This window comes from Gemmatimonadales bacterium (assembly GCA_041390145.1).
Lineage (GTDB): Bacteria > Gemmatimonadota > Gemmatimonadetes > Gemmatimonadales > GWC2-71-9 > SPDF01.
The window spans coordinates 173668-193090 of record JAWKQM010000007.1 but is presented as its reverse complement, the minus strand read 5'-3'; the positions used below and the strand labels follow the sequence as shown (position 1 = coordinate 193090).

At 67.4% G+C, this 19423-nt stretch carries 17 protein-coding genes; 6 read left to right on the top strand and 11 right to left on the bottom strand.

Translation table 11 applies throughout. From position 1 onward, the window contains the following. The 3 genes from R2910_08300 to R2910_08290 form a co-directional block, all read right to left on the bottom strand. A partial coding sequence (locus R2910_08300; protein ID MEZ4412968.1) for a hypothetical protein occupies window positions 1-397 on the bottom strand: 397 nt, incomplete at its 3' end. Then, the gene (gene argG / locus R2910_08295; GenBank protein ID MEZ4412967.1) at window positions 397-1593 is read right to left on the bottom strand and encodes an argininosuccinate synthase; all 1197 of its coding nucleotides are present in this window, start codon (window positions 1591-1593) and stop codon (window positions 397-399) included. The genes argG and R2910_08300, both read right to left, overlap by 1 nt. Before the next feature lie 48 nt (window positions 1594-1641). Then, window positions 1642-3432, bottom strand: coding sequence for a histone deacetylase (locus R2910_08290; GenBank protein MEZ4412966.1), 1791 nt, complete (start codon window positions 3430-3432; stop codon window positions 1642-1644). Between the two features lie 139 nt (window positions 3433-3571). Between R2910_08290 and R2910_08285 the strand changes: the two genes are divergently transcribed. Next, a complete protein-coding gene (locus tag R2910_08285; GenBank protein MEZ4412965.1) occupies window positions 3572-4303 on the top strand; it encodes a DUF2071 domain-containing protein in 732 nt (243 codons plus the stop codon). Between the two features lie 85 nt (window positions 4304-4388). Here the strand turns inward: R2910_08285 and R2910_08280 are convergent, their stop codons facing one another. The 4 genes from R2910_08280 to R2910_08265 all read right to left on the bottom strand — a co-directional run bounded on the left by R2910_08280 (window position 4389) and on the right by R2910_08265 (window position 7982). Next, window positions 4389-5393: an aldo/keto reductase gene (locus R2910_08280; protein MEZ4412964.1), complete on the bottom strand. Its 1005-nt coding sequence runs from the start codon at window positions 5391-5393 to the stop codon at window positions 4389-4391. Then, window positions 5393-5956, bottom strand: coding sequence for a nucleoside deaminase (locus R2910_08275; protein MEZ4412963.1), 564 nt, complete (start codon window positions 5954-5956; stop codon window positions 5393-5395). The genes R2910_08280 and R2910_08275 overlap by 1 nt, the downstream gene beginning before the upstream one ends. A gap of 83 nt (window positions 5957-6039) precedes the next feature. Then, a complete protein-coding gene (locus R2910_08270) occupies window positions 6040-6957 on the bottom strand; it encodes an EamA family transporter (protein ID MEZ4412962.1) in 918 nt (305 codons plus the stop codon). Further along, on the bottom strand, window positions 6954-7982 hold the full coding sequence (locus R2910_08265; GenBank protein ID MEZ4412961.1) for an AI-2E family transporter: 1029 nt from the start codon (window positions 7980-7982) through the stop codon (window positions 6954-6956). Before R2910_08265 ends, R2910_08270 begins: the two co-directional genes overlap by 4 nt. A 91-nt stretch (window positions 7983-8073) precedes the next feature. On the opposite strand from R2910_08265, the gene R2910_08260 reads away from it, so the two are divergent. From R2910_08260 to R2910_08250, 3 genes are all read left to right on the top strand, one after another. Continuing rightward, window positions 8074-9363 (top strand): OmpA family protein, encoded by a 1290-nt coding sequence (locus R2910_08260; GenBank protein ID MEZ4412960.1) that lies wholly within the window; start codon window positions 8074-8076, stop codon window positions 9361-9363. A gap of 136 nt (window positions 9364-9499) precedes the next feature. Further along, complete coding sequence (locus tag R2910_08255; protein ID MEZ4412959.1) at window positions 9500-10708, top strand: hypothetical protein; 1209 nt, start codon at window positions 9500-9502, stop codon at window positions 10706-10708. Between the two features lie 11 nt (window positions 10709-10719). After that, window positions 10720-11118 carry a c-type cytochrome gene (locus R2910_08250; protein MEZ4412958.1) on the top strand — a complete coding sequence of 133 codons (399 nt, stop codon included), beginning with the start codon at window positions 10720-10722 and terminating at the stop codon, window positions 11116-11118. A 3-nt stretch (window positions 11119-11121) separates the two neighbouring features. On the opposite strand, the gene R2910_08245 is transcribed toward R2910_08250, so the two are convergent. The 4 genes from R2910_08245 to R2910_08230 are packed head-to-tail and all read right to left on the bottom strand — an operon-like array spanning window position 11122 to window position 14879. Next, window positions 11122-12318: a hypothetical protein gene (locus R2910_08245; protein ID MEZ4412957.1), complete on the bottom strand. Its 1197-nt coding sequence runs from the start codon at window positions 12316-12318 to the stop codon at window positions 11122-11124. After that, entirely contained in the window at window positions 12309-13310 is a 1002-nt protein-coding gene (locus R2910_08240) for a hypothetical protein (GenBank protein MEZ4412956.1), read from the bottom strand. The genes R2910_08245 and R2910_08240 overlap by 10 nt, the downstream gene beginning before the upstream one ends. A gap of 19 nt (window positions 13311-13329) precedes the next feature. Further along, complete coding sequence (locus R2910_08235) at window positions 13330-13983, bottom strand: hypothetical protein (GenBank protein ID MEZ4412955.1); 654 nt, start codon at window positions 13981-13983, stop codon at window positions 13330-13332. Next, window positions 13983-14879, bottom strand: coding sequence for an ABC transporter ATP-binding protein (locus R2910_08230; GenBank protein MEZ4412954.1), 897 nt, complete (start codon window positions 14877-14879; stop codon window positions 13983-13985). Before R2910_08230 ends, R2910_08235 begins: the two co-directional genes overlap by 1 nt. Window positions 14880-15429: 550 nt before the next feature. On the opposite strand from R2910_08230, the gene R2910_08225 reads away from it, so the two are divergent. Both R2910_08225 and R2910_08220 read left to right on the top strand, forming a co-directional pair. Next, window positions 15430-18456 carry a PAS domain S-box protein gene (locus tag R2910_08225; protein ID MEZ4412953.1) on the top strand — a complete coding sequence of 1009 codons (3027 nt, stop codon included), beginning with the start codon at window positions 15430-15432 and terminating at the stop codon, window positions 18454-18456. Continuing rightward, window positions 18456-19418, top strand: a complete 963-nt coding sequence (locus tag R2910_08220; protein ID MEZ4412952.1) for a metal-dependent hydrolase — start codon at window positions 18456-18458, stop codon at window positions 19416-19418. The genes R2910_08225 and R2910_08220 overlap by 1 nt, the downstream gene beginning before the upstream one ends. The last annotated feature ends 5 nt before the right edge of the window (window positions 19419-19423 follow it).

The window sequence follows — 19423 nt, the reverse complement described above, 5'->3', positions numbered from 1 at the left end:
GGGCCGGAAAGGCGAGCACGGCGCCGAGCACCTCCGCCGCAAACGGTGGGCCGATATCGGGATTGGCGGAGGTACAACGACCGAGGACGCCGCCGAGATTGAGGACGTCAATCGTGTCACCGACCGCGATGTGGCTCGGCACCTCCCCGGCATATCCGCGAAGTGCGCGCCGACTTCCCAGCGTGCCGGCAAGGATGTCCCCCTTCCGGAGCGACACCAGGCGTCCGGCCAGGTCCTCCACGGTGTTGTAGGAGGTCTTGTCGGTCAGGAGCCGGACCGCCAGCACGTACCCTTCGGCGGCCACGATCTCTTGGCCGACAATGACTTCCGCCGAAAGGTGGGCGTTCCGCGTCGAGGAGCTGATTCGGTCCAGTCGGATCCGCGTCGTGGTGACCATCAGTCGGCCCCGCCGGCACGGGCGGCGAGCAGCGCGGGAATCGCGGCCACCCGTGCGAAGGCACGCGCCTCGTCCCCCGTCCAGAGTCGATTTTCCTCGCCGTAGGTCGCCACGCGAGCATCCATCATCGAGTGGGGACTTCGCGCGCCCACCACCTGGAAGCGTCCCGGCGCGATGCGGACTCGCGTTTCGCCGACGACCCGGTGCTGTGAGTGCGCCAGAAGGGCCTCGATATCGCGGAGCGCGGGGTCGAAGTACTGCCCTTCGTGGAGCCGGTCGCCATAGAAGGTCGAGACCTGGTCCTTCCAGAACACCTGCCACTTGGTCAGGACGAGCTTTTCGAGTTCTCGGTGCGCCGCGACCAGCAGGAGCGCGGCGCCCGCCTCGAAACCGATCCGTCCTTTGATGCCGAGCGCAGTCTCGCCGACATGGATGCCCCGGCCAAACCCATATCCGGCCGCGAGTTCATTGAGCGCTTGGACGACATCCACGCCTGCCATCCGCTCCCCGTCGATCGCGACGGGCAGCCCGCCTTCCCAGCCGATGATGAGTTCCCGCGGCGCGGGTGCATCGGCCGGAGGATCGAGCAACTCCGCCGGGGGGCCAGCCCAGGTGTCATGGGTCCAGCCGCCACCCCAGGTGGTGCCCCAGAGCCCGGCATTGATCGAATAGGCCCCCGCCTTGGCGGGGATGGGCAGATGCCTTGCCTCGAGATAGCTGATGGCCTGGGCGCGGGAGAGGCCCTGGTCGCGGATGGGCGTGATGATGGCGAGGTCGGACGCGAGGACGCGGAGGGTCACATCGAAGCGAACCTGGTCGTTGCCCGCTCCGGTTGAGCCGTGGGCGACAGCCGTCGCCCCGATGGCACGGGCCACCTCGATGACCGAGATCGCCTGCTGGGTACGCTCGGCGGCCACGCTCAGCGGGTAGACGCCGCCCCGCAGCACATTCCCCTGGATCAGGTACCGGACAAACCGGTCGAATACGAGCGCCCGCGCGTCGACCTCATGATGCGCAACGCACCCGACGGCCTCCGCCTGGCGTCGAATCGCCTCGCGCTCTTCCGCGGATGCGCCGCCGGTGTTGACGTAGACGGTGTGGACCGCCCAACCCTGCTCGGCGAGCCGCGGAACGCAGTAGGAGGTGTCGAGTCCGCCCGAAAAAGCCAAGGCGACGACGCCGGGTGAAGTTTGCATAATGGGTAAATATGCAATACGGGGTCGGGCGGGCGCAAGGGGGCGCACTCACCCCGGGAGTCGAAGCCGGTACGACAGCTTCTCGAGCGCCTTTTCGACGGCTTCCTCGTAGGCCGGCCCCTCCACGAGGTCCCGGAGCCGGGATGAGACGGGGATGACCATCGGCGCCGGCTCCCACTGCACAACGGCGCCGGTCGCGGCATCGATGACCCGCCCGGCTTCGACGGCCTGGGTCGCCTCGACGAGGCGAAGGCTCGCAAGCGCCCTGCGCATCGCCTCGAGGCGGGCCTGGTGCGCGGGGTCAATGAAGCGGCTGCCGAAGGTGGCGACGAAATAGCCGGCCGGCATGTACATCAGCCCGTCGAGCCCCAATTCGCCGCAAAGCACGACCAGCCAGGCCATCACATCCCGCAGCAGCCCAAGCCCGGGGTGCTTCTGGCCGGGTATCGAGTGCTTCCCGGAGGCGAAGCGGCGGCGAGGGTTCTGCAGCAGCACCCACTCGAGGAAGAGGACCTCCATCGCCGGCAGGCTCGTCCGGTCGCGCCGAAACCTGATCTCCATCAGCAATTCGGTCTTGGCGGCATCGCCGAAGAGCCGGACGGTATCGGAGTCGTCGAGATGGAAATCCAGTTCCAGGGTCGGCTGGGCAAAACCGAGGGTGCGCACCTGGGCCAGGACGCCGAGCCGTTCCAGCAGGAGTTCGACACCTTGTGGGGTGTAGCGGCCGAGCAGGCGGCGCGGCGCCGAGCTTCCGCCGGGGGAGAACGCCGCCAGATCCTCCGGCGTCAGGACCCAATCCGCCGAGGGGGGCAGCCGTTTCGCGCCATCGCGGAGCAGTCGATGGAGTTCCTGCGCGCGCCGGATGAGCATCTCGGTATTCGTCGGCGGCTCCACTTCGCGGCCCGCCGCCAGCCAGCCCAGGAATCGCGCGGTGTACCGCCAGGCATTCCCGCCATACCCGCCACCCAGGGTGACCGCCAGCGGAATCTCGGCCCCCTCGGGGCGCACCTGCTGGATCACGAACTGGTCCCGGGCGAGCATCCCGGCGGCGGTGATGTTCCAGTCGCCCACCATGTCGTCGGACGCGGGATCGACGCCGGCCACATACAGCACCAGGCCCGGGCGCACCTGTGCAAGCACCGGGGGGAGGGCGTCCCTGAGTGTCTTGAGATACGTCGCGTCGTTCACCGCCGTGCCGAGGGCGATGACCGTCGCCGCGGCGGCCTCTCGGGGTGCCCAGTCCTGATTGTGGATGGTGAAGGTGTGGACCGAGGGGTCTTCTGCGAAGAGCAGGCGAGTCCCGTTGCCATCGTGCACATCGAGGTCGACAATCAGGATCGGCGCTGTGAACCCGCGGGCGCGCGCCCGGGCGACGGCGATCGCGAGGTCGTTGAGGGCGCAGAAGCCCATGCCCCGATTGGACGCGGCGTGGTGGAATCCCCCACCGAGATTCACGGCGACGAGCCCGGTGCGGAGCGCCGTGGCCACCGCGAGGACCGTCCCACCCGCCGCTAGCCGCTGGAAATCCACGAGCCCCTGCGCCTCGGCGTCGGTGAGCTGCGCCCCGACGATCTGCTCCACTACGTCCGTGCGCTCCAGCGACTCCAGGTATTTGTCGGTATGGACGCGCCGGAGGTTCTTCATGGACGCCGAGTGCGGGCGGAGGAGCTCCCGTCGCCGGATAATGCCCTCGTCCGTCAGGAAGGCCAGCACCATTTCTGCGCGGAGCGGGTCCATCGGGATCGAGCCGAGCTGCACCACGTAGCGAGGGTCGTAGATGAGCACGAGTCCCGACGGACGGAGGCTGCGCCGAATCGCGCCCCACACCCAGCGTCCCATCCGCCGACCTACCGACATCATCCCAGGGCCGCTCACACGATGTGCCCCCCGAAAGCGGTGAGTTCTCATCCATCCAACCAACGGTTTGGCGGCAGTTCCACCCGCCGACCTCCACCGGAGTATACTATTGGTACCTCCTATGACTACATCCCCACCGCCTGGACTTCCCGAGCGTCGGCGCCCCTCTCTCACCGCGCGCTGGAGTAATCTTGTGCTCCTGACCTATGCGGTAGACGCGTCGCTGGTCGAGCCCTGGTTGCCCGCGGGCGTGGAAGCGGACCTGATCGACGGGCGGGCGCTCGTCTCGCTGATCGCCTTCGATTTTCTGGACACCAGGATTCGCGGCCGTCGGATCCCCGGATTTGTGGATTTCCCGGAAATCAACTTTCGGACCTACGTGCGGGAAGGGGACCGCCAAGGCGTCGTCGCGATCCGCGAACTGGTGCCCAGCCCGCTCGCGGCAGCCGTTGGACGGCTCAGGTTCAACGAACCATTTCGCGCCGCACCGATCGAGAGCCGGACGGTCAGCATGGGCGACGAACTGCTCGTCGAGCACCGCTGGAAATGGAAGGAGCGGGAGTACTTCCTGCGCATGACATCGGATCAGACCTCGGTGCCGGCCGCGGCCGAGGCGCCGGCCCATCATCTGCTGGGCCGACGCTGGGCGTACGGTCGAAGCCGGCGGGGCGAGCCGAACGTGCTCCGGATCGAGCACCCTGAATGGGCGCTCCGACGAGTCCGCACCCTCGATTTCGACGTGGATTATGCCGCGTTGTACGGGCCCGAATGGGCGGTGCTGAATGGAAGGCAACCGGCCTCGACGCACCTGGCCGTCGGCTCGGCGATCTCCATCTTCCCGCCCGGGCGCTAGGGCTGATCACGAAGTCGCGCCTGAAGCCGCGGCTTGGCTGATGTCGCTGAAGTGACACGGCCACCTCGTGATGGCCGATGACCTGCTACGGACGCGTCGGTCCCTCCCCAGCACCAGCGACTCGAATCACTTCCGCAATCTCCGCCAGATCCTCCCCGGTCAGCCGCAGTGCCGCCGCGCCGATCCAGCTGTCCACCTGCTCGGCCGAACGCGCCCCGACGATGGCACCGGTCACTGCCGGCCAGGCGAGCACCCAGGCGATCGCAAGCTCTCCCACCGATACACCCAGGCGCGCCGCGATCGGGCGCAGGCCGTCTCGCAGCGCAAGGTTGGCCTCGAACCGCGGCGGTGTGAACTCCGACCCGCGACGCCGATAGTCTCCCGGCGGAAGCGCGGCGAGCCGCTCAGCCGAGAAGCGATCGGTCAGGAGCCCGGACTGCATCGGGCTGTAGGCAATCACGCCGACGCCATGCGCCTGGCACCAGGGGAGTTCACCTGCGGCGACCTTCCGTCGAATGAGCGACAACGGCGGCTGGAGCGAGGCCACCATCCCCCGCCCGGCGCAACGGGCCAGCAGTCCCACGTTGAAATTGCATACCCCACCCCACCGGACCTTGCCTTCCTCGATGAGCCGCAGCATCACGTCCCAGGAATCCTCCACGGCCGTCCCGGTCTCGTCCGGCCAGTGAAACTGGTAGAGGTCGATTCGCTCCATGCCCAATCGTACGAGCGACGCCTCACATTCCCGCCGAATCGAGTCCGGACGGAGAACCCGCGAGGGCTCTGCCGACCGGTCCGCGTCGTCCCACACCAGTCCGCACTTGGTGAAGACGAGGGGGCGGTCGGCGAGGGGAAGGGAGCCGAGCGCCCGGCCGACGACCCGCTCCGAGTGACCGAGCCCATACACGGCGGCGGTGTCGATCCAGTTGATGCCGAGCTCGGCCGCCCGGTGGATGGCCGCCACCGATGCGGTGTCGTCTTGGGGACCCCAGCCGAAGGCCCACGGGCCCCCGATCGCCCAGGTGCCGAGTCCCAGGCTCGTAATTTCGAGGTCCGTCTGCCCCAAACGGCGGCGCTGCAGTTCTCGCATCAGTAGATCTCTCCTCCGGCGGCCTGGTAGGCGGCAAAGAGCCCGCGTGCCTCCGCCCGCATCACCTCGCGAACCACGGTGACCCCCTTCCGCTCGAGGTAGGCGTAGCTCTCTGGAAACACGGGGCCCTCGTCATAGCCGATCGCTTCCGCGTCACCCTTGGTGGCCCCTGTCACGAGGGACGTCACGCCACTCCAGAGTACGGCACCGAGACACATTGCGCAGGGTTCGCACGAGGAGACCAGTTCGTGCGGGGGCATCCCGTCGGCGCCGAGCGAGTGGCTGTGCAGCCGGGCCCCCGCCATCATGAGCGTGACCACTTCGGCGTGCAGGGCGCAATTGTGCGACGGCACGGCCAGGTTCACCCCGACGGCCACCAGCCGTCCGAGGTCGCGCTCAAAGACCGCCGCAGCGAACGGGCCGCCGGTCGCCCGCCGAACCTGTTCGTGCCCCAGCTCGAGGACGAGCGACATGCGGTCCTCCGCCCGCGTGTATCGACGCTGCCAGTCGACGAGCCCGTCGACCCAGGGGGGAAGTTCGATGATCAGTCGGGGAGAGTGCATCGGGTTGTCCTCGCGAGAAGTGCGGCACGGTCATTACCCCGCCCCTCGAAGGTGCACCATCGCCCCCGTGGCGCAAGCCGCCCTCAGCTGCGGGGCTGCATCCGTGTCGAGGTGATGAGCCCGACGGCGCAGAGGATGATGGCGGCGGCGAGCAGGATGCGCAGGCTCAATGCTTCGCCGGCGAGCGCCCAGCCGAGGATGACCGCGACCAGCGGGTTCACATACGAAATCGTGGCGAGACGGTCGGGCGTGGTGTGCCGGATCAGCCAGAAGTAGGCCGAGTAGGAAATGAGCGAGCCGAACACCGCCAGATAGAGATATGCGCTGGCCGAGGTCGAGGAGATGGCCGAGGGGGCAAAGCCGTTGAACTCACCGGTGAGGGCCGCAATGACGAGGAGGACCACTCCGGCCACAATCATCTGCTGGGAGACGAAGAGCGTGGGATACCCGGGGCGAGGGAGCTTGATGGCGTAGATGGACCCGACAGACCAGCTCAAGGCGGCACCGGTCAGCACCAGAGCCCCCAGCAGGCTCACGTGCTCACTGCCTGCGAAGTTTCCGGGAACCACCAGCAGGGCCACACCACCAAATCCCGCGACCAGCCCGACGACCGTGCGGGCGCCCGGGCGAACGGCACCCAGCCAGAGCCAGTTGAGCAGGACGAGCCAGAGTGCCGACGTGCAGACAATCAACGCCGTCAGGCCGCTCGGGACGAGTTGCTCGGCCCAGGTGGTGGCCCCGTTGGCCGTCACCAGCATGAGGAGGCCAAGCCCGGCGGCGCGGACCCAGTCCTGGCGGCCCGGCCTCGGCGCCCGCTGCCGCAGCCGGCTCCAACCAAAGAGCAGCAGGCCAGCCAGGAGGTGGCGGGAGCCCGCCATGAGGAAGGGAGGGATCGATTCGATGGCGAATCGAATCCCGAGATAGGTGGACCCCCAGATCAGGTAGACCGCCGCCCACGCCAGGATGAGGCGGGCGGTCGAGGGCCGCTCCGATTCGGTCAAGCGGGGGTCGATGGCGGCGCGGACGAGTCGCCGCTGAGGCTCACGTACTCCTCGTTGTACATCCGGACGAGCTCAAAGAAGTACGAGAGCGCAAGCGGTCCGATCAACAGGCCGAGCAAGCCAAGGTACCGCACCCCGGCAAACGCACCGAGGATGGTAATGAGCGGATGAGTCTGGGCCCAGCGTCGAAAGACGATCGGACGGATGACATTGTCGATGTTTCCGACCACCAGCGCGCCGAACAAGACCATGCCGATAGCCGACAGATTTGACCCTTCGAGATAGAGCGCAAATGCCCCGGGGATCCAGACCATTCCACTGCCCACCACCGGAAGAATGGCGAAGACCACGGTCACGACACCCCAGAACGCCGCGTTGGGCAGCCCGGTGATCGCAAAGGCAAGACCAACGAGGACCCCCTGGATGCTGGCCGTCACCCCGGTGCCGATGACCGTGGAAATCGTGACGGCCCGGAAGCGCTCGCGTAGCAGCTCGGCGCTTGCTGCGGTGAACGGGATATAGGGGCGAATGGCCAGCCAGGCCTTCCCCTCGGTGACCAGCATGAAGTACAGCACAAAGAAGGCAATGGCGAGATTGAAACCCATCAGTGTCACGGTCCCGACCGCGGCGAACGCGCCTCGCCCGATCCCTCCGATCACCGTCTCACCCATCTTGGCCAGCTCCGGCCCGACCGCGTAGCCGGCAATCGTCAGCGACTGCAGCTTAGTCAAGGCGGGACTCTGTACCAGGTGTGCGACCACATCCTGGGCCTGCCCGACAATCATCGTGACGAGCCAGGATCCTGGCACGATGATGAGCAGGACCGCCACCGTCACGGTGAGGCCACCGGCCAGCGGAGCTTTCAGCCGCCTGGTGAACCAGCCGTACATCGGGTGGAACATGACGTAGAAGACGGGGGCGGCGAGCAGCCCGGACAGGAACGGAGCCAGCGCCACGAGGATGCCGATGCCGAGCAGGAGGATCAGAATGGCGGCGCGACCCTGGCGGGTGCTCACATCTATCATGGTACGACTCCCAGTGGCTCGACGGATCAGGCCCCTAATCTAGCCGCCCCCTCCGTGGCCCGCCCACCCTTTGGGGCGGTATCTTTCCGGCATGGGATCCACCCCCGGACGCGCCCTCCTGGCCGCCATTGCGCTGCTTGCCACCCCTGTGCCCACAGCCTCCGCACAACGCGGCGGCACGGTCGAGCTTGTACCGTTCGGCCGGTACGGCTCCTTCCCCGACTCACTCGCACTCACGAGCGGATTCAGTGTCGGGGGCGAGGCAGGGCTCTTCGTGACAAAGAAGCTGAGCCTCGAGCTGGCCGGCACGTACGCTGCCACGAGCACCCCCGACTCGGTGACGGTGCAGGTGCGGGGCCTGACCGGCCGGTTTCTCGTGCACCTTCCCCTGCGCGGACGGACGAGTGCGCTCTTCGGACTCGGCTACACCAAGAACCAGTATTCCCAGGGGATTGACCTGAAAGAGGAAGGCATCGCGGCCTTGATTGGATTCCGCTTCGGACTCGGGCCCCGGCTGGGACTCCGGTTGGAGGCCACGGGGGATTACCTCGCCCCTCCGGGCGGGGCCAGCGACCGGACATGGGAACTGGGTGTGCAGGTGGGGCTTTCGATGTACGCCGGCGCGCTCGGCGAGCGCGACAGCGACCGGGATGGCGTGCCCAACAAGGAGGACCGCTGTCCCGGCACCGCGCGGGGGGAGGCGGTCGATCCCACCGGGTGCCCGCTCGCGAAGGATTCCGATGGAGACGGGGTACTCGACGGGGGCGACAAGTGTCCCGGGACCCCGTCGGGGCAACGCGTGGACCTGACCGGCTGCAACGCCGATCTCGACGGCGATGGTGTGCCGAACGCGCTCGACCGCTGCCCCGCCACTCGCCCCGGTATGGGGGTCGATCAGTTCGGCTGCCCCGCGCCGGGGCCCCCGTCCGACACCGACGGCGACGGCGTACCCGACGAGCGGGATCGTTGCCCTGGCACCCTTCCCGGGACGCCAACCGACGCCCTCGGCTGCACGCGCCCGGCCACCGTCCCGACCGCCCCCCCACGGCGGGTCCTCCGCGAGGTGACCTTCGCGACCGGCAGCGCGACCCTGACCGCGAGCGCACAAGCCTCCCTGCGCACGACCGCATCCACATTGCTGGCGGAACCGGCGGTGCGGTTTGAGGTGGCCGGTTACACCGACGACACCGGACGCCGCACCTTCAACGAGCGCCTTTCCCTGGAGCGCGCGCAGTCGGTGCGCGCATTTCTCGTCTCGGCCGGGGTGCCGGCCGATCGATTGACCGCTCGGGGATACGGCCCCGCGGATCCCGTGGCCAGCAACGCGACTGCCGAGGGGCGAGAACTCAATCGGCGAGTGGAATTGCGCCGCATCGAGTGAGTCCACTCCCCGGACAACTCTTCAGTTCACATTAGGCATTCCTTCACGATTGACCTGCCATTCTTCCAGCTGAGTGACACTTCGAGTGCGAGGGCGGGCCGGCATACCACAGCCGGACAACCATCATGGAGGGGGTATGTCGCTATTTCGTCAGGCTGTACTTGGGAGCATCCTCGGCTTGGGGCTCACCACCCTGGCCCCGACAAGCGCCGCGGCCATTCCCGCCTTTGCACGGAAGTACCGCGTCAGCTGCCAACTCTGCCACAACCCCTTCCCCGCCCTGACAGACTTCGGAAACCAGTTCGCCGGCAACGGGTTCCGCATGGCCTTTGACGAAGAGCCGCGGGACACGATCGCCACCGGCGACGACCTCCTGACCCTCCCCGCGAGCCTGCCCCTGGCGATCCGTCTCGATGCCTACGCGCAGCTCTATTCGGACGGGAAAGCGGCCACCGATTTCCAGATGCCATACACGTTGAAGATTCTCTCCGGGGGAACCCTGGGGAAGAAGCTCTCCTACTACATCTACTTCCTGATGGCGGAGCGTGGCGAAGTGGCGGGTGTGGAGGATGCGTTCATCTACTGGAACGACATCGGCGGCAAGCCGGTGGACCTGGCGGTCGGCCAGTTCCAGGTCTCGGATCCGATCTTCAAGCGGGAACTTCGGCTGGAAGTGATGGACTACGCGATCTACAAGGTGCTCGTCGGCCTCCAGCCCGCCAACCTGACTTATGATCGCGGCTTCATGGCCTCCGCCGATCTGGCCGGGTTCACGATCACTGGCACGCTGGTCAACGGCGATGGCATCCCGGCGGCCAACGACCTGTTCCGGTACGACAACGATGCCAACAAGAACCTCTTCGGGCACATCAGTCGCGACCTCGGGAGCCACGCCCGTCTCGGCCTGATGGGGTATACGGGCCACCAGAACGGCGAGGCCTACGGGGTCCCGGACCAGAGCAACGCCATTTCCATGTGGGGCGCCGACGCCACCTTCGGGGCGGGGCTCCTCCAGTTGAACCTGCAGTACATCGCCCGGACGGACACGGAAGCGGACTTCATTCCCGGCGAAGCGACCGTCGACACCAAGGGTGGGTTTGCGGAGCTGCTTGCGCGCCCGGCGGGGAGCCGGTGGTACGGCTACGGGCTGTACAACTACATTGATGCGAGTGCTCCTGTCCTGAACGTGAAGACCGGAGTGCCGGTCGGCGTGGACGAATACGAGTCGATCGCTGTCGGCGGCGGATACCTCGTCTACCGGAACTTCCGGCTGTATGGCGAGTATGGCTATGACTTCAACAACGAGCTCAATCGCGTGACTGCCGGGTTCACTACGGCGTTCTAAGAAAGGTCGTCATGTTCATCTATCGTATCCTTGGTACCGCCAGTGCCCTCCTGATGTGTGCCGCAACCAGCGGGCACGCGCAGGCCGAGACGCCGACACCGCTCCCGGCCGGCGTCACCCCGGCCATGGTCGCCCAGGGCGCCTCAATCTTCAAGGGCCAGGGCATGTGTTCGGTCTGCCACGGGATCGACGGCAAGGGTGGCGTGGGTGCGAACCTGACGGACAACGTCTGGCTCCACTCCAAGGGCACGTACGAGGAAATTGTCCAGCAGATTACGACCGGCGTCCCGCAGAAAGAGTCCAGCAATGGCGTCCCCATGCCGCCGAAGGGTGGCAGCGGCATCAATCCGGACCAGGTGAAGGCGGTGGCGGCGTACGTGTGGACGCTGAGTCATCCGGGGGCGAAGTAGCGCCTAAAACAGCTGCCGCCGCCCCGCGCGCCAGAACACGGTCCCCAATGCCAGGGCCAGGATGCCGAGCGCCGAGGGCCAGAAGGTGGCCTCCCGGGGCTCGGACACGCCAGCCGCCGCCATCTGGCGCCGCAATTGGATGCGGTACCAGTCCCCCAGCGACATCCCCGCCACTGACTCGAAAGCCTCGGCCACCGGCGCCTGGCTGGTCCAGAACTCCGTGAACCGGGCCGGGCCGAGGTCGTCGAGCATCATTGCCAGCAGCGCCTCCGAGGCCGCTCGCGGCACACCCAGCATCGAACCGGTGACCGCATAGAACGCAAACGGCGACCCCTCGTTTCGAAAGAGCATGTAACCATTGAAGCGATTGTTGCCGACAACTCCCTCCGGGAGGAGGCCGGCCGGATAGGGCGACGCGAGGAACGACGCCTCGCACAGTTCCGGACGCCGCCCCGCACACCCCTCGAGGGTAACCGACTCACCGTAGAATTTCGCCGCCACGCTTCCGAACAATCGCTCGAACACCCCGGTGTCGCGGAGGTCCTCCTCACCGTAAACCAGCCGCCGATCATTCGGGGGAATGCTGCCGGCCACATCCCAGTAGCGAGAGTCCAGCCACTTCCTGACCTCTGGTCCCGGCGCCCCGAACCGCGTGAGGAACCAGCACGGCCCAGCCGCGCCCTCGAACGGGGCGTCCCGCCAGTACCTCGCCTCGAACCCGCTCAACGCGCTGTCCTTTGATGCGGCGATGCGCACCACCGTGCACCCATCGTCAGCGGGAGTCGAGGGAAGCAACGCGAAGGAGGTGATCGTCCCGGCCGGCCACCTGTCTGGCGATTTCCTTTCAACAATCGCCAATCGCATCGCATGTTCTGCCCCGGACGGTGCGGGGAGCGTGGCAAACAAGCTCTCCGCCAGTGCGGCGGCCGTGGGCGCCTCATTGCCGATGACAATCACAGGTGGCGCCTCATCTGGCGGATAGCTCTTAAGCGCCGAGTCCACCCGGTCGCGCACCAACGCAGTGCGAACCTGAAGCCCAAGCCGGTACGCCGAGTCCCGCAACGCCATCCGGTGGGTGTCCTCCTCGGCCGTCCACCGCCGGGCATTCATGACAGCGCTCGCCTCGTCGAAGAGCGACCAGCACGCCAGAACGACGGCCAGTCCGGCCAAGAAGCCAAGGAGCCGATTGCTCACCGCCATCGGGGACCTCCGAGCACCACCGCGAGGAGCAGGGCGGACCAGGCTGCAGCCAGAAACAGTTCCCACGCAGGTCGTGCGGGACCATGTGGAGCCCCCGCGCGGATTGCGGTACTCCAGCGCGAGAGCAGCGAGTCGAGCGGCAATCCCGCGGCGTTCGACAGGCGATCCGCCAGCGCAAGATCTCCTGCTGACGTCAACCGCTCGAACGCGCCATCGCCTCCGGCATCAAGCGCCTCCTGCAGGAGAAAGCGCCGCCCTCCGACGCTGACCGGCAACAGGACATGGGCCGGCGTAAGAATCGCGCGGCATGCCGCGGAATCTCCCGTTTGTTCGCACTGCTGCTTCGACACCGTCTCGAGCCCGGAGAGCTGCCCGCCGACCATCGTCGCGAGTCGGGGCCAGGCCTCCGGCAGGTACCACTCCGCGAGGGTGTCCGGCCCCGCCCGGAGGCCAAGCGACACCGCGCACGCCGCCGCGTCTCCCTGGTAGCAGGCACGATTCGGCCGAGCGGGAATGCGCAGCAGCTCCTGGGCGATGATCGCCCTGTCGCTCGCGGGCAGCTCAACTCCCGAAAGGTTGCCCCCCAGCCACTCCGTGAACGCCTCGCCCTGCTGGCGCCAGATCGCCTGCGAAGCCGACTGTTCCAGTGACCTCGCGATCTCTGACGTGTCCGCGTCCGGCGATGGAGCCGAGCTGGCGTCGCCAAATTGGATCACAGGAATCGTGGCCCGCGATGTCACTGAGGTCCCGAACCGGCGCACGAGCAGCGCCCATGCCTGGTCAGCCGCCGCCTGCGCAAGCGGTCGGAACTGCCGGGGCGTAGCGACACGAAGGCCGCCGGCCACGGCAGTGTCGGTGCGGCTGGCCGCCGCAAAGACGCTGTCGCGACGCTCGGCGACGCGCCCGATTGAGTCGAGCTGCGCCTCCACCCGAAGCAGGGCGGAGGCCTGGTCCTGTGCGGCCACGGGATTGGCCCAGAGCAAGGCAATCATCGCGGCCCACCCCCAACGCCTACACATCGATGAGCATCCAGCGCGCCCGGAAGATCGAGAGCGGGCTATAGGGACTGAGCAATGCGTCCATCGCCCTCTCCACCGGATTCCAGCCGAGGGCGAGGAGGTCCGCCACGAGCGACGCGATGATGAGAAGGAGGAGAAACGCGGCAAGCAACCGCGCCGCCCTCGGCGTCAATCCGGCCACCGAAAAGAGCAGGGTGTACGCGACGAGTCCGGCCATGCAGAACCGAAGCGCAAGCCCCACCGGATAGGCGTGCAGCAGCGGCGGCACCGTCACGCGGAGCGCGGCGATGGTCGCGCCAGCCAGGAGTGCGACGCCAATGCCGAGGAGGAGTGTCAGCCCCGCGCCATAGCGAAGCAGGAGGTAGCGGGAACGACGGATTGGCAGCGCGAGGGCATAGACATGCTTGGTACGATGATCCGGGCGCCAGGCGCCGGTCGCCAGCACGACGGCGGCCACGAGGGCAACAATCGGGTAGCTGGCACTCCATCGCATGGAAGCGGACAGCAAGTCCCAGGCATGCCACGGTTCGGTCGCCGGGCCGACCGTGTTGAGCGAGAGCACCGGAATCACGAGCGCAATGGCAGCCAACAGGAGCACGCCGATCCGGCTCTCGCGCCACTGCGTCCAGAGAAGGGCCCTGAACATCACGCCTCCCGGCCGCTGGGGTTGCGGGCGCTGCGGAGCAGTTCCACGAACGCCTCTTCCAGATCCAGATCCATGACCTCCCTGAGCGGGTGCGCATCGCCGAACCAGGAGGCCATCTCCGGCTGCCATCCGCGCACCGTCCACACCTCGCCGCCGATCCCTGCATCGCCCCGCGTAATCACGGAGAAGGGCGCTTCGGCCGGTGAGGTGCCGGCGGTAACCCGCAGGCGCTTGAGCCCCGATTTGAAATCATGCATCGGCAACTCGGCCACAATCGTTCCTTGGTCGAGCACGCCAATCCAGTCGCAGAAGCGCTCGAGCTCATGAACGAGGTGGCTGGAGATCAGCACCGTGGCGCCAGTCTCCGTCACGTAGTCCAGGATCGCGTGCAGCGCCTCGCGTCGAACGACGGGGTCGAGCCCGTCGGTTGGCTCATCGAGGACCAACAAGTCAGGGCGCTGGGCCAGCGCGAGGAGGATCATCGCCTTGCCCATTTCCCCTTTCGACAAACGGGAGAGGACGCGGTCCATCGGCAGGCCGAATCGGGCGGCAAGGTTCTTCGCTGCCGCATGGTCAAACCGCCGATGGAACGCGGCATGAAGCCGGACCGCCTGGGCGACCGTCAGGTTGGGGTAGAGGTGGGGTCGTTCCGGGACGTATCCGATGCGACCCAGAATGGAGACGATGTCCCGGGGCACATCTTCGCCGAATACCCTGATTTGTCCGGCTTCCGGACGCAGCAGGCCGAGGAGGAGCCGAATGGTCGTGGTCTTGCCGGCGCCATTCGGGCCAAGAAAACCGTACACCGCGCCCGCCGGCACCGTCAGGTTCAAGTCCCGGAGTGCGAACCCCTGCACCTGATACGAGAGCCCGCGAATCTGAATCGTGTCCGTCATCGATGGTCCTCCCCCAACGCGGTTCGGAGCGCCTTCAGCAAGTCTTCCCCTGACAACCCCAGCCCCACACCTCGCGCCAGCATTTCGTTGGCGAGCCGCGCCGCAACCGCTGACTGTTCGGCCGCCCGCCTGCTCGAGCTCAATGTGCGCACGTAGGTTCCCGAGCCCTGCCGGAGCTCTACCAGACCGCTTCGCTCCAGCTCCCGGTATGCCTGAACCACCGTTCCGGGATTCAATCGCAGCTTCACCGCGAGCTGGCGAACCGACGGAAGCGCTTCCCCAGCAACGAGTTCCCCTGATGCTATGGCGGCACGAAGCCGCTCAGCGAGCTGGGCATACAGGGGGGTCGGCAGGGCCGGATCGAGGTGTTCGAACATGATTCCAGTGTGTTGGTGTTGCGATACACTAAATCTTTCGTGTCAAGCTGTCAATAGGAGCCGTCTTCGGCTCCCCACTCCTGCGCTGCCCGCCATGCCCGCCCAGCATGACGCGCTGCCCCCGTCCGGTGTAGAATATGGGTCGCCTCTCGCGACCCTCACCCTGGATCTCAATGACCGTTCCCTTCCGGGCGCTCATCATTGACGACGACGAGCACGAACGGGACCTGCTGGCGGCCTCACTGACCGAGGCCGGCGGGTTCGACGTGACGGCGCCGGCGGGCGCGGGGGACGTCGCCACGCTCCCGGACACCGCGCGGTTCGACGGGATCCTGCTCGCCCTCAGGTTCGCGGATTGCACCTGGCAGGACCTGCTGCCCGCCCTGCGAGAGCGGTGGCCCGAGGCGGCCATCGTCGTGCTCGCAGACGGCGCCGACCCCACCACCATCGCGGAGACGATGCGGGCCGGGGCGGATGACTACCTGCTCCGGGTCGCCAACGACGCTCATCGCGTCGGCCTGGCCCTGCGCTCGGCCCTGGACTGGGCCCGCGAGCGCAACCAGTCCCAGCAGCTGCAGGGGCGGCTCCGGCGCCTCCTCGACGACACCCATTTCGGCGTCTTTCGCGCCGACATGCAAGGCCGGCCGATCGAAGCCAACGCGGCGACGCTCAGCATCCTGGGGTACCGGACGCTCGAGGAAATGCGCGACACCCCGATCGAGCGACGCTACCAGGACCCCACTGACCGGTTGCGGATGCTGAGCATCCTGAAGCGGGACGGCGGCGTGCGGGACTTCGAGGTGGATATGAACCGGGCCGACGGCACTCCGGTACGCGTCTCCCTCAGCATCCGTCTCGACGGACCAGACGTGATGGATGGCCTGGTGGAGGATGTCACCGAGCGCCATCGGGCCCAGGAGTCGCTGCGACGCTCCGAAGCCGAGATGCGCGCCCTCGTCACCGCCCTCCCCGATCTGGTGATGATGCTGGACCGGGAGGGGCGGTACTTGCAGATCGCCCCCAACCACCCCGAACTCCTCGTCCGCCCCGCGACCGAGATGCTCGGGAAGAGCGTCCACGACGTACTCCCGGCCGACCGCGCCCAGGTGGCCATCGACCTCATCCGCGATGCCCTCGCCGCCGGGACCACGCTCTCGCACGACTACGATCTCGAGCTGGATGGCGAAACACGCTGGTTCCACGCCACCTTCACGCCGATCGGGCCGGACAGCGTCATCGTCGTGGCCCGCGACATCACGACTGAGCGCGAGACACGTCGCCAGCGTGAGGCGGACCAGGAGCGGTTCCGGGCCCTGATCGAGAACAGCCGGGATGCCATCACGCTGATGGACGCCGATGGAATGGTCCTCTTTCAATCCCCGTCGGCGACCCGGATCACCGGATACACCCAGGATGACCTGACCGGAGTGTGCGTCTTCTCACTCGTTCACCCGGACGACCTGAGGGGGGCCCTGCACACGATGCAGGAGGCGCTGATCTCGCCGGGACAGGCCGTCCGCGTCACGCATCGCATCCGCCACAAGGACGGGAGCTGGCGGCACTATGAGGTGGATGGCGTCAACTGGCTCCATCATCCCGCCATCGGCGCCATCGTCCTGAACTACCGTGACATCACGGAGCGGCTGCAAAGCGAGCTGGCCGCGCGGGAGAGCGCCGAACGTCTCGACCTCGCCCTCGAAGCCGCTGGCGGTGCCGCCTGGGACTGGGACCTGAGCACCGGCGAGGTCGAGTTCAGTCCACGCTGGGCACTCCTGCTGGGATTTGAACCAGGGGAAATCGGGAACGACATCGGCGAATGGGAGCACCGGCTCCACCCGGATGACCGGGCCGCCGTCGACCGGGCGCGCGAGGCGCATGTCGATGGTCAGCGGGCGGTGTACGAGGTCGAGCATCGCCTCCGCGCAAAAGACGGGGGCTGGACCTGGGTCCTGGACCGCGGCCGGGTCGTAGAGTGGGACGCCGATGCCCGTCCTCGTCGGATGGTCGGCATCATGACCGACCTCTCCGAGCGGAAGCGTCTGGAGGCGCAGCTGGCGCAGGCCCAGAAAATGGAAGCGGTGGGTCAGCTCGCGGGTGGCATCGCGCATGACTTCAACAACGTGCTCACCGCCATCCTGAGCACCAGCGAACTGATCCTGCTCGAGCTTGGAGCCGACGATCCGCACCGGGAGGACCTCGAAGAGATCAAGCGTTCCGCCAACCGGGCGGCCGCACTCACCCGGCAACTGCTGGCCTACTCGCGCCGGCAGGTGCTGCAGCCGAAGGTGACCGACCTGAACGCCGTCGTGGCGAACGTCGACCGGATGCTGCGCCGGATCCTGGGAGAGCAGGTGACGCTGGTCCAGTCGCTCGATCCCGAGCTGGGCCGGGTTCGCGCCGACCGCGGCCAGATCGAGCAGATCCTGGTCAACCTGGCGATGAACGCCAGCGACGCCATGCCGGCGGGTGGACGCCTCACCGTCGCCACCGCCAACACGGAAGTCGTTCCGGATGACGCGGGTCCCGCCGTGGCGGGCCCCTACGTCATGCTCAGCGTGAGCGACACCGGGATCGGGATGGACGACGCGACGCGGAACCGGATCTTCGAGCCTTTCTTCACCACGAAGGGCCGGGGCCAGGGCACGGGGCTCGGCCTCGCCACGGTCTACGGCATCGTCCGGCAGAGTGGCGGCGTTGTTCGGGTGACGAGTGAACCGGGGGCGGGGGCGACCTTCAGGATCTTCCTCCCGCGGGTCGACGCCGAGGTCGACGCCGAGGAGCAGGAACCGATCCCCCGTCGAGAAGCACAGCCGCCCGGAACCTCGGGAACGATTCTCCTGGTCGAGGACGAAGAGGCCGTCCGACGGCTGGGGAAGCGGATCCTCGAGCAGGAGGGCTATACTGTGCTGGTGGCGGAGCATGCCGCTGAGGCGATGCTTGTCGCCACCCGGTGGGAAGGGCCGATCGACCTGCTCGTCACAGATGTCGTGATGCCCGGACGCTCCGGGGTGGAACTCGCGCGCGACCTCGAAATCCGGCGACCCGGGATCCCGGTCCTGTTTACCAGCGGGTATCCGGAGACGACGCGCGGACGATGGGAACCGAACGAGGGGTGGGGTGCCTTCCTGCAGAAGCCCTTCACGCCCGCCAAGCTGGTGGCCGCGGTCCGCGCGGCCGCCCCCCCCCGGAGCCCGGACTGATGGACAACCTCTGCCACACCCTGGTCGGCGCGGCGCTGGCGCAGTCCGGTTTGAAGAAGCGCTCCCCGCTCGGCACCGCGACCCTCCTCATCGCGGCCAACCTCCCGGATGTGGATGTCATCAGCCTCGCCTGGGGCAGCACCGCCGGGCTCGCCTTTCGGCGCGGGTGGACCCACGGGGTGCTGGCCCTCTCGCTCTGGCCGTTTCTGCTCGCGGCGGTGATGGTCGGATTCGACCGGGTGGGGAAGCAGCGAGGCGCCCGCTTCTGGCCGCTGGCCGGGCTCGCCGCGATCGGCGTGGCCAGTCACACCCTCCTCGACTTGCTCAATACCTACGGAGTACGGTGGCTCATGCCGTTCTCGGAGCGGTGGTACTACGGCGACACGCTCTTCATCGTGGACATCTGGGCCTGGCTGGTGCTGGCCACCGGCGTGCTCGTGAGCATGCGACGCGAGCGACAGCACCGGACCGACTGGCGACGACCGGCTCGAGGTGCGCTGGCCGTGGCAACCCTGTACACGACTGGAATGTTTGTGGCAGGCCGGTTGGCTGCCTCACAGGTTCGGTTTGAACTCGTCGCCGGAGGGGTGCCGGTACGACGCGTCCTTGCCTCACCGATCCCGGTGACGCCCATCCTGCGGGACGTGGTCGTGGATGAAGGCGATCAGTACCTGGTGGGGAGCATCCGTATCGGGGGCAATTTTGTTCCGGGCAACCACTGGCCGAAGCGCGACCCGTCTAGCGAGGAAAGCGACCCCGAGGTGGCACAGGCGGCCTCCACGCCGGCGGCGGCGACATTCCTCTGGTGGGCCCGCTACCCGACCTACATCGTCGACCGCAGAGGGAGCATGACGGTCGTGCACTTCATCGATCTTCGGTACGCGCGCTCGCCCGATGCCGCATTCGGCACGCTCAGCGTGCCCGTTTCCGACGCCCAGCTCGCCCTCGCTCCCCTTCCCTGATCCGG